This is a genomic window from Streptomyces sp. NPDC058955 (genome assembly GCF_042741435.1).
Lineage (GTDB): Bacteria > Actinomycetota > Actinomycetes > Streptomycetales > Streptomycetaceae > Streptomyces.
Genome location: NZ_JBHYKM010000073.1, coordinates 1 through 13,996, shown reverse-complemented (window position 1 = coordinate 13,996; position 13,996 = coordinate 1). Strand labels below are relative to the sequence as shown.

General features: G+C 75.5%; 13 protein-coding genes and 1 pseudogene (1 of these 14 cut by a window edge). 6 read left to right on the top strand and 8 right to left on the bottom strand.

What is annotated here, in order from left to right; genetic code table 11:
• Positions 1-499: pseudogene (locus ACFW1I_RS24910) on the bottom strand (MBL fold metallo-hydrolase) (it extends 314 nt beyond the left edge of the window).
• 118 nt (positions 500-617) lie between these two features.
• Positions 618-1,985 (bottom strand): dipeptidase, encoded by a 1,368-nt coding sequence (locus ACFW1I_RS24905; RefSeq protein ID WP_384673777.1) that lies wholly within the window; start codon positions 1,983-1,985, stop codon positions 618-620.
• Positions 1,986-2,307: 322 nt separating this feature from the next.
• On the opposite strand from ACFW1I_RS24905, the gene ACFW1I_RS24900 reads away from it, so the two are divergent.
• A complete protein-coding gene (locus tag ACFW1I_RS24900) occupies positions 2,308-3,600 on the top strand; it encodes a geranylgeranyl reductase family protein (RefSeq protein WP_384673848.1) in 1,293 nt (430 codons plus the stop codon).
• Between the two features lie 66 nt (positions 3,601-3,666).
• On the opposite strand, the gene ACFW1I_RS24895 is transcribed toward ACFW1I_RS24900, so the two are convergent.
• A complete protein-coding gene (locus ACFW1I_RS24895) occupies positions 3,667-4,179 on the bottom strand; it encodes a nitroreductase family deazaflavin-dependent oxidoreductase (RefSeq protein WP_384673775.1) in 513 nt (170 codons plus the stop codon).
• Between the two features lie 180 nt (positions 4,180-4,359).
• Between ACFW1I_RS24895 and ACFW1I_RS24890 the strand changes: the two genes are divergently transcribed.
• The 3 genes from ACFW1I_RS24890 to ACFW1I_RS24880 all read left to right on the top strand — a co-directional run bounded on the left by ACFW1I_RS24890 (position 4,360) and on the right by ACFW1I_RS24880 (position 7,237).
• Positions 4,360-5,076: a TetR/AcrR family transcriptional regulator gene (locus tag ACFW1I_RS24890; protein ID WP_384673772.1), complete on the top strand. Its 717-nt coding sequence runs from the start codon at positions 4,360-4,362 to the stop codon at positions 5,074-5,076.
• Positions 5,077-5,147: 71 nt separating this feature from the next.
• Positions 5,148-6,374, top strand: coding sequence for an ROK family protein (locus ACFW1I_RS24885; RefSeq protein ID WP_384673769.1), 1,227 nt, complete (start codon positions 5,148-5,150; stop codon positions 6,372-6,374).
• A gap of 92 nt (positions 6,375-6,466) precedes the next feature.
• Complete coding sequence (locus ACFW1I_RS24880; protein WP_384673767.1) at positions 6,467-7,237, top strand: SAM-dependent methyltransferase; 771 nt, start codon at positions 6,467-6,469, stop codon at positions 7,235-7,237.
• A 2-nt stretch (positions 7,238-7,239) separates the two neighbouring features.
• Here ACFW1I_RS24880 and ACFW1I_RS24875 read toward each other — a convergent pair whose 3' ends face one another.
• Positions 7,240-7,818 (bottom strand): ATP-binding protein, encoded by a 579-nt coding sequence (locus ACFW1I_RS24875; RefSeq protein ID WP_384673764.1) that lies wholly within the window; start codon positions 7,816-7,818, stop codon positions 7,240-7,242.
• 170 nt (positions 7,819-7,988) lie between these two features.
• Positions 7,989-8,306: a hypothetical protein gene (locus ACFW1I_RS24870; RefSeq protein ID WP_384673761.1), complete on the bottom strand. Its 318-nt coding sequence runs from the start codon at positions 8,304-8,306 to the stop codon at positions 7,989-7,991.
• 195 nt (positions 8,307-8,501) lie between these two features.
• Here ACFW1I_RS24870 and ACFW1I_RS24865 point away from each other — a divergent pair, with 195 nt between their 5' ends.
• Entirely contained in the window at positions 8,502-9,629 is a 1,128-nt protein-coding gene (locus tag ACFW1I_RS24865) for a PLP-dependent cysteine synthase family protein (RefSeq protein ID WP_384673758.1), read from the top strand.
• Here the strand turns inward: ACFW1I_RS24865 and ACFW1I_RS24860 are convergent.
• The 3 genes from ACFW1I_RS24860 to ACFW1I_RS24850 are packed head-to-tail and all read right to left on the bottom strand — an operon-like array spanning position 9,571 to position 11,419.
• A complete protein-coding gene (locus ACFW1I_RS24860) occupies positions 9,571-10,089 on the bottom strand; it encodes an SRPBCC family protein (protein ID WP_384673755.1) in 519 nt (172 codons plus the stop codon). The genes ACFW1I_RS24865 and ACFW1I_RS24860 overlap by 59 nt on opposite strands.
• A 56-nt stretch (positions 10,090-10,145) precedes the next feature.
• Positions 10,146-10,604, bottom strand: coding sequence for an SRPBCC family protein (locus tag ACFW1I_RS24855; RefSeq protein WP_384673753.1), 459 nt, complete (start codon positions 10,602-10,604; stop codon positions 10,146-10,148).
• Positions 10,601-11,419, bottom strand: a complete 819-nt coding sequence (locus ACFW1I_RS24850) for a DeoR/GlpR family DNA-binding transcription regulator (protein WP_384673750.1) — start codon at positions 11,417-11,419, stop codon at positions 10,601-10,603. Before ACFW1I_RS24850 ends, ACFW1I_RS24855 begins: the two co-directional genes overlap by 4 nt.
• Positions 11,420-11,554: 135 nt before the next feature.
• Here ACFW1I_RS24850 and ACFW1I_RS24845 point away from each other — a divergent pair, with 135 nt between their 5' ends.
• Positions 11,555-13,879 (top strand): hypothetical protein, encoded by a 2,325-nt coding sequence (locus tag ACFW1I_RS24845; RefSeq protein ID WP_384673747.1) that lies wholly within the window; start codon positions 11,555-11,557, stop codon positions 13,877-13,879.
• Positions 13,880-13,996 lie beyond the last annotated feature (117 nt).

The following is a 13,996-nucleotide window of genomic DNA, read 5'->3' as shown; positions in this document are numbered from 1 at the left end:
AGAGCACACCGTGGCGGGGGAGGTGGACGGCCATCGAGCCCGGGGTGTGCCCGGGGGTGTGCACGGCGACCGCGCCGTCCCCGAAGCCCAGCTCCTCGCCGTCCCCGACCTCCCGGTCCACCCGGGTCGGGGGCGCCTCCGGGCAGGTGAGGCCGTGGTCCCAGAGCGGGCGCTCCCACTCCTGGAGGTCGGGGAGGGGCGTCGGCAGCTCGCCGCGGACGTACGGCGCGTCGAGCCGGTGGGCGACGATCTCGGCGCCGTGCCGGTCGGCCAGCTCCCCGGCCGCGCCCACGTGGTCGCGGTGGCCGTGGGTGAGCACGATCCGGGCCAGCCGGTCCGGGTCCAGTCCGGCCGCCCGGATCGCCGTGGTCGTGCGGTCCGCCGATCCGGCCCAGCCGGCGTCCACCAGGGTCAGTTCCGTGTCGTCCCGCCACAGGTACGCCTGCCCGATCGAGTAGTCGAGCAGGTGCAGCCGGGGCGTGATCCTGAGGGGTTCCATACGCCGAACGTAAGCGCCGGGACGGCCCCGCCGGGGTGTTCTACGCTCTCCGCGAGGTTCGCCCGACGCTGAACCGCCGGAGCGGGCCCGGGGGCCGGCTCCGGCGGGTGTCCGGCCGTCAGGCCCCGCGGCTCGCCGCGTAGTTGACGAGGAACAGCGCCTCGGCGACGGAGAGCCGCTCCAGCTCCTCCGGCGAGACGGACTCGTTGACCGCGTGGATCTGCGCCTCCGGCTCGCTCAGGCCGATGAGCAGGATCTCGGCCTGGGGGTAGAGCGAGGCGAGGGTGTTGCACAGCGGGATCGAACCGCCCATGCCGGCCGCCTGCATCTCCTGGCCGGGGTACGCGACCCGCATCGCCTCCGCCATCGACGCGTACGCCGGGCTGGCGGTGTCCGCCTGGAACGGCTGGCCCTGGCCGACCTGCTCCAGGGTCACGCGCGCGTTCCACGGCGTGTGCTTCTCGATGTGGGCGAAGAGCAGCTTGGTCGCCTCGGCCGCGTCCTGGCCGGGCGGCACCCGCAGGCTGATCTGCGCGCGGGCGGTCCGCGGGATCGACGGGGTCGCGCCCGCCACCGGGTGGCAGTCGATGCCGATGACCGTGACGGCCGGACGGGCCCAGATGCGGTCGGCGACCGTGCCCGCGCCCGGCAGGTCCACGCCCGGCAGCACCTTGGCGTCGGCGCGGAACTGCTCCTCCGGGTACTGCAGGCCGTCCCAGACCGCGTCGGCCGGCAGCCCGTCGATCACCGTCGAGCCGTCCTCGCCGCGCAGCGAGTCCAGGACGCGGATGAGCGCGGCGAGCGCGTCGGGCGCGGCACCGCCGAACTGGCCCGAGTGGAGGTTGCCCTCCAGGGTGTCGACCTGGACCCGGATCATCGTCATGCCGCGCAGGGTCGCGGTCACGGTCGGCAGGCCGACCCGGAAGTTGCCCGCGTCGCCGATCACGATGGTGTCGGCGGTGAGCAGCTCGGGGTGCTCCTCGGCGTACCGCTCCAGACCGCCGGTGCCCTGCTCCTCCGAGCCCTCGACGATCATCTTGACGGTCACCGGCACGCCGCCGTTGGCCTTGAGGGCCCGCAGCGCCAGCAGGTGGAGGATGAAGCCGCCCTTGCAGTCGGCGGCGCCGCGCCCGTACCAGCGGCCGTCCTCGCGCTCGGTGAGCCGGAACGGCGGGGTCAGCCACGCCGACTCGTCCAGCTTCGGCTGCACGTCGTAGTGGGCGTAGAGCAGGACCGTCGGCGCGCCGGCCGGGCCCGGCAGCACGCCGTACACGGCCTGCGAACCGTCCGGGGTGTCGAGCAGCGCCACGTCGCGGAAGTCCTCGGCGCGCAGCGCGTCGGCGACCCAGTTCGCCGCGGCCTCGCACTCGCTGCGGGGCGCCACGGCCTCGTCCGCGACCGACTCGAAGGCGACCAGTTCCGCCAGCTCGGACTTGGCCCGGGGCATCAGGGACCGGACGGTCTCGGCGATCGGATTCGGCGTCATGGGCACGCTCCTCGTGGGTGCGACGTTGGTGCAGAGGGAGCGAACGGCGTATCGGGTGGTACGGCGTTCGCACCGTCGATCCTACGACCGGGCTGTGACCTACCGAGCCGTAGGATGCGGGAAGCAGACGCCGGTCGGATCAGGAGCAGAAGCACACGTGAGCAGCGAGCACGCAGAGAACGCCGGTCCGGAGCGGATCGAGCCGCTCGCGCCCGGCGAGCCGGCCCCGGCGGCCGGTCCGTCCGGCGCGGTGACGGGCGCGGAGTCCGACCCCGCCGGGGAGACCGGCACCGAGCCGGGCCCCGATCCCGACCGGCCGGACGTGTGGGACGTGGTGGTCGTCGGCGCCGGCCCGGCGGGCGCGTCGGCGGCGTACGCGGCGGCGGTCGCCGGCCGCCGGGTGCTGCTCCTGGAGAAGTCCGAGCTGCCCAGGTACAAGACCTGCGGCGGCGGCATCATCGGCCCCTCCCGGGACGCGCTGCCGCCGGGCTTCGAACTGCCGTTCCAGGACCGGGTGCACGCGGTCACCTTCTCGCTCGAAGGCCGTTTCGCCCGCACCCGCCGCTCCCGCCGGATGCTCTTCGGGCTGATCAACCGGCCCGAGTTCGACGCCCAGCTGGTGGAGCACGCGCAGAAGGCCGGCGCGCAGCTGCGCACCGGCGCGACCGTGACCAGGGTGGAGCAGCACGGCCCGGCCGTGCCGGACCGGCGGACGGTCGCGGTGGTGCTCGCCGACGGCGAGACGGTGCTCGCGCGCGCGGTGGTCGGCGCGGACGGCAGTGCCAGCCGGATAGGGGCGCACGTCGGGGTGAAGCTGGGTCAGGTCGACCTGGGCCTGGAGGCGGAGATCCCGGTGCCGCCGTCGGTGGCGGAGGACTGGAAGGGCCGCATCCTCATCGACTGGGGTCCGATGTCCGGCAGTTACGGCTGGGTGTTCCCGAAGGGCGACACGCTCACGGTCGGCGTCATCTCGGCGCGCGGCGAGGGTGCGGCGACCAAGCGGTACCTGGAGGACTTCGTCGCCCGGCTCGGCCTCTCCGGCTTCGAGCCCACGATCTCCTCGGGCCATCTGACCCGCTGCCGCAGCGACGACTCGCCGCTCTCCCGCGGCCGGGTCCTGGTCTGCGGCGACGCGGCGGGCCTGCTGGAGCCGTGGACCCGTGAGGGCATCTCGTACGCGCTCCGCTCCGGCCGGCTCGCCGGCGAGTGGGCGGTGCGGGTGGCGGAGGCCGCCGACGCGGTGGACGCCCGGCGCCAGGCGCTGAACTACGCCTTCGCGATCAAGGCGGGCCTCGGTGTGGAGATGGCCGTCGGGCGGCGGATGCTCGCCGTCTTCGAGCGTCGGCCGGGGCTGCTGCACGCGGTGATCACCGGGGTGCGGCCGGCCTGGAAGGCGTTCGCGGACATCACCCGGGGCTCGGCCACGCTGGCCGGCATGGTCCGGTCGAACGGTCTGGCCCGGCGGGCCCTGGAAGTGCTCGACAAGCGGATGGACACCGCGTCGGGCGTCGGCCCGGCGGGCCGGGGCGTGGGCCGCAGGGACGAGGACGTCGTCCCGGAGGCGACGGGCGGCGACGGGGACTCCGCCGGCCGGCGGGAGACCGAGGCGTCCTGACCCGGACGCCGTCCGGGAGGTGTGGAGCGCGAGGGTGGGTGCGGACCGGGTGGTCCGTGCCCACCCTCACGCGTTCGGGGCGGCGTCGATGAGGAAGACGGGGTGCTTGGGCGCGATGGCGCGCAGCTCGTCGTCGGTGGAGTCCGGGCCGACGCCGGCGAAGAAGACGCCGACCTCGGCCTTCCAGCGCTTGAGGTAGGCGCGCAGCACGTCCACCTTGGCGTCGTCGGCGACCTCGGTCGCGGTGAACGGCTCGACGTGCTTGCCGAGGTGCAGCTCGCCGCCGCCGACCGCCCGCATGTTGCGGGTCCACTGGACGTGGCCGCGGGGGGCGACGAGGTAGCGCCGGCCGTCGAGGGTGAGCACGTTGACGGGGGTGGTCCGCCAGGCGCCGCTCTTGCGGCCCTTCACGGCGAGGACCCGGGAGCCCCAGACGCTGATGCCCCGCCGGGTCAGCCAGGCGACGGAGCGGTTGACGACGTTGATGGTGAACCAGCCGGGCTTGACGACGTGGGCGGCGGAGGTGGTGGCCGGAGCGGCGGCCGGGGTGGCGGGAGTGGCGGCGGGCGTGGTGGACATGGGGGCCTCCTGGGCGGGCGGGCGGTGCGGATGATGTGAGCACCGCTCTCGATTCGTATCGCATCCCCGAACCGCGAGCACTGCTCTCGCTTGAGAACAGTCTGCACGGATCGACGCTCGCAAGCAAGAGCAGTGCTCTCTTTTCAGTGCGGCGCTCTGAACCGTGGCAGACTGCTCTCCATGACCACCGTTCAAGGAGCCCGCGCCCGCGCCCGGATCGAGATCACCGCCGCCATCAAGGACGAGGCCCGCCGGCAGCTCGCCGCCGAGGGCGCCGCCAAGCTGTCGCTGCGCGCCGTCGCCCGCGAGCTCGGCATGGTCTCCTCCGCGCTCTACCGGTACTTCCCCAGCCGGGACGACCTGCTGACGGCGCTCATCATCGACGCGTACGACGCCGTCGGCGCCGCCGCGGAGACCGCCCACGCCGCCGCCGTGGACGCCGCGCCCCGCGACCACCTCGCCCAGTGGACGGCTGTCTGCCGCGCCGTGCGCGGCTGGGCCGTCGCCCACCCCCACGAGTACGCCCTGATCTACGGCTCCCCGGTCCCCGGCTACACCGCCCCCCAGGACACCGTCGCCCCGGCCGCCCGCGTGGGCCTGCTGCTCGTGGCGACCGCCCGCGCCGCCCACCAGGACGAGGGCGTCGCGCTGCCGCCGCTGCCGGACAGCCTCACCCCGGAGGCGGAGCGGCTCGCCGCCGATCTGGCCCCCGACCTGCCGCCCGCGCTCGCCGTCGCCCTCGTCTTCGCGTGGGCGCAGCTCTTCGGCCTGGTCTCCTTCGAGGTCTTCGGCCAGTTCAACAGGGTCGTCGAGGACCGGGACGCGTTCTTCGCCACCGCCGCCGAACGCCTCGGCCGCGAGGTCGGCCTGCTGCCGCGCCCGCGCTCCCGGCCGTGACCGGAGCGGCCCGGGCCGTCCGCGCCGGAGCGGGTCCGGCGGGCGGCCCCGATCATGGCAGACTCGGGCGCATGAACGGCAAGGCGACCACGACGCGTACTCGGCTGGACAGGGGACGGAGCGCGCTCGGTCCCGCGCTGGAGCTGGTGCACACCGGACGGGCGCCGACGCGGGCCGTCCTCACCGCAGAGCTGGGCGTCACCCGCGCCACCGCCGGAGCCGTCGCCGCCGAGCTGGAGGCCCTCGGGCTCATCCGGGTCGACTCCAACCCCGGCGCCGCAGCCGGTTCCCAGGGCCGGCCCTCGCACCGGCTCGCGGTCGACGAGAAGGGCCCCGTGGCGCTCGCCGCGCAGGTGCACGCGGACGGCTTCCGGGCCGCGCTGATCGGCCTCGGCGGCACCGTCGTCGCCACCGTCCCGGGCAGGCTGACGGTCTCGGCCGACCCGGCACAGGTCCTCGGCGCCGTCGTGGACGCGGGCGCCGCGCTGCTCCGGGAGTCCGGGCGGCGCTGCGTCGGCGCCGGTCTCGCCGTGCCGTCCGCGGTCGCCGAGCCGGAGGGCACCGCGCTCAATCCGCTCCACCTGGCCTGGCCGGCGGGCGCGCAGGTCCGCGAGATCTTCGCCGACCGGATCCGGGACGCCGGCGTCGAGGGCCCGGCCTTCACCGGCAACGACGTGAACCTCGCCGCGCTCGCCGAACACCGGCACGGAGCCGGTCGCGGCGCCCGCGACCTGCTCTGCGTGGCCACCGGGCACCGGGGCGTCGGCGGGGCGCTCGTCCTCGACGGGCGGCTCCACACGGGCAGTTCGGGCCTCGCCCTGGAGGTGGGCCACCTGACGGTCAATCCGGACGGCGGCCCCTGCCACTGCGGGGGCCGCGGCTGCCTGGACGTCGAGACCGACCCGCTGGCCTTCCTCACGGTCGCCGGCCGGGCGCCGGGACCGGAGGTCTCCCTGCTCCAGCAGGCCCGCGACCTGCTCAGGAACGCGCCGGACGACCCGGGGGTGCGGGCCGCGGTGGCGGAGCTGATCGACCGTCTCGGCCTGGGCCTGGCCGGCCTGGTGAACATCCTCAACCCGGACCGGATCATCCTCGGCGGCCTCCACCGCGAGCTGCTGGACGCCGACCCGGAGCGGCTGCGCGCGGTCGTCGCCGACCGCAGCCTGTGGGGCCGCAGCGGCGGCGTCCCGATCCTGCCCTGCACCCTGGACCACAACAGCCTGGTGGGCGCGGCCGAACTGGCCTGGCAGCCGGTCCTCGACGACCCCCTGGCGGCCCTCGGCGGCGCCCCCGTCTGACCCGGAGGGCGTACCGGCCCGTTCCCCGGCCGGGGAACGGGTGCGCGAAAAGGGCTGGGCGGGGTCCACCGGGGCCGGTAGTCTCGCCGTCCATGATCACTCCCGACGCCGAACTCCCGCCCCGCCTGGGCAGCCTCACCTTCCACGGCCCGCTCTCCGAGGAGCGGGCCGAGAGCCTGGTCCGCCGGATCGCCGCCGCCGGCCCCGCGGACGTCCTCGACATCGGCTGCGGCTGGGGCGAGTTGCTGCTCCGGATCCTCGACGCGGCGCCCGCGGCGAAGGGCATCGGCATCGACATCAACGCCGAGGACCTGGCCCGGGGCCGCGCGCTCGCGGCCGAGCGCGGTCTCGCCGACCGCTCCCTCTTCGTCGAGGAGTCCGCGCGCGGCACCGAACGCGGCCCCGTCGACGCGATCCTCTGCCTCGGCTCCAGCCAGGCGCTGTGCGACCCGGAGCTGCCGCACGACCCGGCGGAGGCGCTGCGCGAGCTCCGCCGGCTGGTCCGGCCCGGCGGCCTGGTGGTGCTCGGCGAGGGCTTCTGGGAGCGGACCCCGACCGAGGCGGAGCTCGCCGGGATGTGGCCCGGCGCCGGCACCGGCGACCACCTCCCGCTGGGCGGGCTCGTCGACCTGGCGATCGAGGCGGGGTTCCGCCCGGCGTGGATCGAGACGGCCGGCCGCGACGAGTGGGAGGCGTTCGAGTCCGGCTACCGGTACGACACGGAGCTGTGGCTCGCCGCCCATCCGGACCACCCGCTGGCCGCCGAGACCCGCGAGCGGGTCGACCGGCAGCGGTCGAGCTGGCTGAACGGCTACCGGAACGTGCTCGGCATCGCCTATCTGACGCTGGTCGCCACGGCCTGACCTCAGGCCCGGGACCCGCTCGCCGCGAGCGCCGGGGCGTCCGCGGGCGTGCTCAGCGGCACGCCCGCGAGTCGGCTGTACGAGACGACCGGCGCCAGGGGCACGAGCCCGAAGCCCAGTCCGGCCTCGGCGCCGGTGACCGCGGGACCGCCGGCGGGCGGCGGGGCGGTGAGGGTGAACCAGACGACCTTGCCGCTCACCCCGCGCGGGCGGACGCCCCAGCTGTCGCTGAGCGCCCCCACGATGGCGAGGCCGCGGCCCGAGGTGGCGAGCGCGTCCGGCCCGTCCCACAGGTCCTCGACGGCCGTCTCCGACGCCACCGGTATCCGGGGGTCGTTGTCCCGGACCGAGACGGTCAGCCGGTCGAGCAGGAGTTCCAGCTCGACGGTGCACTCCTTGTCGGGCTGCGCGTGGCGGTGCACGTTGGTCAACAGCTCGGTCACTCCCAGTTCGACGGGATCGACCAAGTCGTCGAGGTGCCAATGGCGCAGATGGGCGGCGACGATCCTGCGGATCTGTCCGATCCGCGGCGGCAGGGCATGGAGCTCCACCGCGTAATACCTGCTCGGCTCGCTGATCACGGCTGCGACTCCCCGAAGTAGTCCTGAAGAAGACGGAGATTCGGATCTGTCATGCGGTACGGCAGTGGCGGCGCGCTGAGCGCAGTGTCACCGCCGATCGACCCTCAGTGAGGTGGTTCCAGCGTGAACCACCCGTCACCACCCCGCAACCCGCCGCGAGCCCGCCCAGGTCAGCGCCCGCCGGCCGCCCGTCTCAGCGCGGCGAGGAAGCGGCCCGCCTGCTCGGCGTCCCGGTCGTCGTCCTCCCCGGCGCCGTCCATGGTGAGGCGGTACCGGGTGCCGTTCACCCGCGCCACCGTCTCGTCCGCCTTCGCGAACCACGGGCGGCCCGCCCGCACCGCCTTCACGGGCGCGCTGTCGATCTCGGAGCCGTAACTCGTCAGCAGCGCGAGCCGGCCGTCCTCGATGCGGACCTCCCCGGCCCGGGTGAGTGAGCGCGGCCAGCGCGCGATCCGTACGCCCCTGGCGCTGAACTCCGGTTCCGTCATGCCGGTCCACCCCTTCCGCCTGCCCGTCCCTCCCAGTGTGCCGGGCCGTCGCCGCGGACACCAGGGACCGTCGTACGGGCGTTCTCCAAGGCGTTCCTATGGAGCGTCAAAGGGAACGTTTGCCCAGGTGAGAGCGGTATCGTCGAGGGTGGGAAGACCCGGGGTCCGCCCCGGCGCCACAGCGAGGAGAGACCGTTGAGCACCACCCCCCACACCGTCGAGGCGACGGTCACCGTGGACGTCGACCGCAGCGATCCGGCCTACCGCGCCTGGCTGAAGGAAGCGGTCCGCAAGGTCCAGGCCGACGCCAACCGCTCCGCCGACACCCACCTGCTGCGCTTCCCGCTCCCCGAGAAGTGGGGCATCGACCTCTACCTCAAGGACGAGTCCACCCACCCCACCGGCAGCCTCAAGCACCGGCTCGCCCGCTCGCTCTTCCTGTACGCGCTCTGCAACGGCTGGATCCGCCCCGGCAAGCCCGTCATCGAGGCCTCCAGCGGCTCGACCGCCGTCTCCGAGGCGTACTTCGCGAAGCTCATCGGCGTGCCCTTCGTCGCCGTGATGCCCCGCACCACCAGCCCGGAGAAGTGCCGGCTCATCGAATTCCACGGCGGGCAGTGCCACTTCGTCGACGACCCGCGCTCGATGTACGAGGAGTCGGCGGCGCTCGCGGCCCGCACCGGCGGTCACTACATGGACCAGTTCACCTACGCCGAGCGGGCCACCGACTGGCGCGGCAACAACAACATCGCCGAGTCGATCTACCAGCAGCTCCGGCTGGAGCGCTACCCCGAGCCGGCCTGGATCGTCGCCACCGCCGGCACCGGCGGCACCTCCGCCACCATCGCCCGCTACGTCCACTACACCCAGCAGGACACCCGGATCTGTGTGGCCGACCCGGAGAACTCCTGCTTCTTCGACGGCTGGGTGCACCACGACCCCGACGCCACCTCCGACTGCGGCTCGCGCATCGAGGGCATCGGCCGGCCCCGGATGGAGCCCAGCTTCGTGCCCGGCGCCGTCGACCGGATGATGAAGGTCCCGGACGCGGCCAGCGTCGCCGCCGTCCGCGCCCTGGAGACCGCCATCGGCCGGAAGGCCGGCGGCTCCACCGGCACCGGCCTGTGGAGCGCCCTCAAGATCGTGGCCGAGATGGTCGCCGAGGAGCGCACCGGCAGCGTCGTCACCCTCATCTGCGACCCCGGCGACCGCTACCTCGACAAGTACTACTCGGACGCCTGGCTCGCCGAGCAGGGCCTCGACATCACCCCGTACGCCGCTGCCGTGGAACGATTCCTGGCGACGGGCGTCTGGCCGGAGTGAGCCGCCGGTCCAGCGCCGCGGCCGCCCGCCGGAAGGACAGGCCCAGGCCCGGTGCCGCCAGCCGCAGACCGGCGCGGAACGGGGCCGGGCCGTCCGCGGCCATCGTCCAGCGCAGCCGCGTCCCCGCGCCCTCCGGCGAGAGCGCCCACTCCTCGGCGAGCGCGGAGACGGCCGGGGCGTTGGTGAGGTCCACCCGGTAGGCGTAGCGCAGGTCGGGCTCGGCGGCCAGGATCGTCTCCTCGAACCGGACGCCGCCGCGCAGCCGGATCGTCCGGCGCGCCCCGTCGTCGAGGGGGACGGCCGACGCGACCGGGGTGAACCAGGCCGGCAGGCTGCCCACCTCCACCGCGATCGAGCGGTAGACGGCCGGGGGCGGCGCCTGGAGCGTGGCCTCGAAGGCGAGGCGGACGGGTGCGACGGCGGTGAAGTCGAGCTCCACCGGCCGCAGTCGGCGTGGCATGGACCGGACCTCCCCGAGGGGATCGAATGGGAGCAAGCACCTTAGCTGACACGCCGTCAAGGCGAAAGCCCGTTCGAGGGCCGGGGGGTGAGTAGCCCGTCCAGGGCCCGGCCGAACACCACCCGGCCCGCCCGCGCCAGCACCCCGTCGAGGACCCGGGGCACCCCGCGTACCGCCAGCTCCTCCGTCCAGACCACCCGCGCACCGCCGGCCGCCGCGGTGACCTCGATCTCCGCCCAACCGCGCACCAGCCGCCCGTACTTCTCCAGTCGGCACACCCCCGGCAGGCCCCCGCGCGGCGGCTCCCAGCGGACCACCTCCATCGGGTCGTCGAAACCCAGCGGGCCGAGCCCGGTGCGCGCGGTGAACCGCGTCCCCGGCCCGCTCGGACCGGGCGTCAGGACCGTCGTCCGGGTCAGCGGCACCTGCCGGCCGTGCGCCGGCCAGTCGGTGAGCCGCCGCCACGCCTCCTCCGGCCCCACCGGCGCGGAACGCACCACCCGGAACCGGCTCACGCCGCCGTCTCGCCCGCCACCAGCAGCCCCGGCACGTGCTCCGCGACCTCGGCCCGCACCTCGGCCGCCATGCCCCGGTCCGTCACCCAGGTGTCCACCTCGTCCAGCGTCCCGAACGAACTCAGGCCCACCGTCCCCCACTTGGTGTGGTCCGCGACCACCACCACCCGGCGCGCCGAGCGGATCAGACACCCGTTGGTCTCCGCCTCCGCCAGGTTCGGCGTCGACAGGCCCGCCTCCACCGACAGCCCGTGCACCCCGAGGAACAGCAGGTCGAAGTGGAGCGAGCGGACCGCCCGGTCCGCCACCGGACCCACCAGCGCGTCCGACGGCGTGCGCACCCCGCCGGTCAGCACCACGGTCGGCGCCCGCCGCCCCTCGCCCGACGCCGGCCGCGCCTCGTGGAAGACGTCCGCCACCCGGACCGAGTTCGTCACCACGGTCAGGTCCGGCACGTCCAGCAGCCGACGGGCCAGCGCGTACGTCGTCGTCCCGCCGGACAGCGCGATCGCCGACCCCGGCAGCACCAGCGCCGCCGCCGCCCGCGCGATCTCGTCCTTCGCGTTCGGCTCCAGCGCCGACTTCGCCTCGAAACCCGGCTCGTGGGTGCTCGGCTCCGTCACCGGCACCGCCCCGCCGTGCACCTTCGCGACCATGCCCTGCCGGGCCAGCGCGTCCAGGTCACGGCGGATCGTCATGTCCGAGACGCCCAGCCGCCGGGTCAGCTCGTTCACCCGGACGCCGCCGCGCCGTCGCACCTCGTCGAGGATCAGGGCGCGCCGCTGCTCCGCGAGGAGGTTCTGATTGTCAGTCACCGCCGGGGCCGGTCCTTCCGCAGAAGACGAGGGAATGGCTGTCGGATTCGGTGAGAGGCCGTGCGCGGGCACACGGTCGTCCGCGATCCTGGAGCCGACGTCGCATCCTCCCACCCACGAGAGGAAGACTCCTAAGTGTCCCCTGCCACACCCGCCCCGGAGCACGGGGGCGCGGCGCTCGAACTCCTCGTCCACGGAGTCGGCGGAGCCTCCCCCCAGTCCATGCTGGACGACCCCAGGACCGTACGGGTCACCGGCGACGAGACCGCCGCCGTGCACCGGCGCGCCGACGACCTCGACGCCGAGGACCACCCGGGCCGGTACGCGGCCGGGCCGGTACCGGAGGCGTACGTCTGGTCCAACCTGACCTCGGGCGACGGCGCCCGCGCCCTGTGGCTGCTGCTCCTGCCGTTCATGGTCGTCAACCTCGCCCACTGGATGCGCCCGCCCGCCCCCGACCGCCCCGGCCTCGTCCGGCTCTACGGCGTGCTCGTCCGGCTGCTCGCCCTCACCCTCACCGTGCTGCTCACCGCCGCCGTCTGCGAGGTCGCCCTCGACCTGACGGCCTGGCAGTGCGCCGGCACCGCCGGCTGCGCCGACGGACGCGCCTGGCTCGGCTTCCTCGCCGCCGACCGGGGCGGCTGGTGGTCGGGCCCCGGACGCAGGCTCGCCCTCGCCGCCGCCCTCCCCGCCGCGCTCGTCGGCCTGCTCTGGTACCTCTCCCGCCGCACCTGGAGCGCGTACGAGGCCCAGCGCCCGCCCACGGACGACCAGCCCGCCGCCCCCGCGACGCCCGCCGACCCGCGGCCCGCGCTCGGCCGGCCCGGATTCTGGTACGGGAGGCGGCTCGTCGCCCGGCTGCGCGCCGCGCACACCGCCGCCGGCGTCCTCACCGTCGCCGGCGCCCTCGCCGCCGCCCCCGCCCGCCACGACACCGGCGCCCTCGCCGCCACCGGACTCGCCCTGCGGGCCGCCCTGCTCGGCTGCGCCGCCCTGGTGCTCTGGTCGGTCTGCGGCCGGGGCCGCAGCGAACGCCGGCTCGACCAGCGCGTCGAGAGCGCCGTCTTCACCCGACTGCCGGCCCTCGCCGTCGGACTGCTCGCGCTGACCGCCGTGCACACCGCCTGGGACCGGCCCGGCTGGACCTCCACCGGCACCCTCCCCGGGAACGCCGTCTTCGGCGTCCTCACCCTCACCCAGGGCGGCCTCGTCGTCGCCCTCGGCGCGGTCGCCCTGCTGCTCCAGCGCCCCCGGCGCGACCCCCGCACCGCCCTCGCCGGGCTCGGCGGGCCCGCCACCGCGATGCTCGCCTGCGCGCTGGGCGGGGTCATGTCCGGCGGCGTCGCCCAGTGGGTCGCGGACCGGCTGGACGGATCCGCCGGCGCCGGCCCGCTGATCGGCCCGCCCGTCCTGCTCAGCTGGCAGGCGTCCGTCATCCCCGTCCTGCTCCTGCTGCTGCTCGCGCCCGCCGCCCTCCTCGGCGTCCGCACCGCGCTCGCGACCCGGCGGCTGCGGGCCGCCGTCGAGGCCGACTACGCCGACGAGCGCCCCGACCGGGTCCGTACCGGCCAGATCGCGGCGAGCCGCGCCCGCGCCTCGCTCACCGACTCCGCCCCCGTCCTCGTCGGCGTCGTCGCCGGCACCGCCCTGCTGCTGGGCGCCGCGTCCGTCGCCGGCGCGTGGGCGAGCGACGAGGTGCCCGGCCGCGCCTTCGCCGACGCGCACCCCGCCGTCGCCGGGCTCGCCACCACCACCCAGGCGCTCGGCTCCTGGATGATCGGCTTCGGCTTCCTGCTCTTCGTGACCTGGGGCCGCCGCGCCTACCGCGACGCCTCCGCCCGCCGCACCATCGGCATCCTCTGGGACGTCGGCACCTTCTGGCCGCGCGCCGCCCACCCCTTCGCGCCGCCCTGCTACGCCGAGCGGGCCGTGCCCGACCTCACCTGGCGGATGCGCTCCTGGACCGGGCACACCGGCGGCCGGCTCGTCATCTCCGGCCACTCCCAGGGCAGCGTCCTCGCCGCCGCGGCGGTCTGGCAGCTGCCGTCCGCCACCCGCGCCCGGGTCGCCCTCCTCACCTACGGCTCCCCGCTGGAACGGCTCTACGGGCGCTGGTTCCCCGCCTACTTCGGCCCCGACGCCCTGCGCGGCCTGCACCGGGCCGTGCACTGCTGGACCAACCTGCACCGCGCCACCGACCCCATCGGCGGCCCGGTCCGCGTCCCGGCGGAGGACGGCCGCCCGGGCGTCGACGCCCCGGCGCTGCGCGACCCCGTCGCGTACGGACGCACCCGCGCCCACCCGCTGCCCGAACCGGTCCTCGGCCACTCCGACTACCAGGCCGACCCCGCCTTCGCCGAACGGCGGGCCGCGCTCCTCGACCGGCTGCCGCCCGCCCTGCCCCGGCAGCGCGCCGACGAGCCCACGGATCAGGGGAGTTCGGGAAGGTCCTCCGGATAGAGCAGGGTCAGGTCGTGGGGGGGGGGGGGGGCGCGGCCCCCCCCCCCCCCCCCCGCGCCCCCCCCCCCCCCCCCCCCACTGAGCCCCGCCCGGCCCCCCCCACCCGAAAGCCGGCCC

Bases quoted from the DNA above. Each gene is read 5' to 3' on its own strand.
- ACFW1I_RS24905 (WP_384673777.1), bottom strand. From the start codon at position 1,985: ATGACGCCGAATCCGATCGCCGAGACCGTCCGGTCCCTGATGCCCCGG.
- ACFW1I_RS24895 (WP_384673775.1), bottom strand. From the start codon at position 4,179: ATGTCCACCACGCCCGCCGCCACTCCCGCCACCCCGGCCGCCGCTCCG.
- ACFW1I_RS24890 (WP_384673772.1), top strand. From the start codon at position 4,360: ATGACCACCGTTCAAGGAGCCCGCGCCCGCGCCCGGATCGAGATCACC.
- ACFW1I_RS24885 (WP_384673769.1), top strand. From the start codon at position 5,148: ATGAACGGCAAGGCGACCACGACGCGTACTCGGCTGGACAGGGGACGG.
- ACFW1I_RS24880 (WP_384673767.1), top strand. From the start codon at position 6,467: ATGATCACTCCCGACGCCGAACTCCCGCCCCGCCTGGGCAGCCTCACC.
- ACFW1I_RS24870 (WP_384673761.1), bottom strand. From the start codon at position 8,306: ATGACGGAACCGGAGTTCAGCGCCAGGGGCGTACGGATCGCGCGCTGG.
- ACFW1I_RS24860 (WP_384673755.1), bottom strand. From the start codon at position 10,089: ATGCCACGCCGACTGCGGCCGGTGGAGCTCGACTTCACCGCCGTCGCA.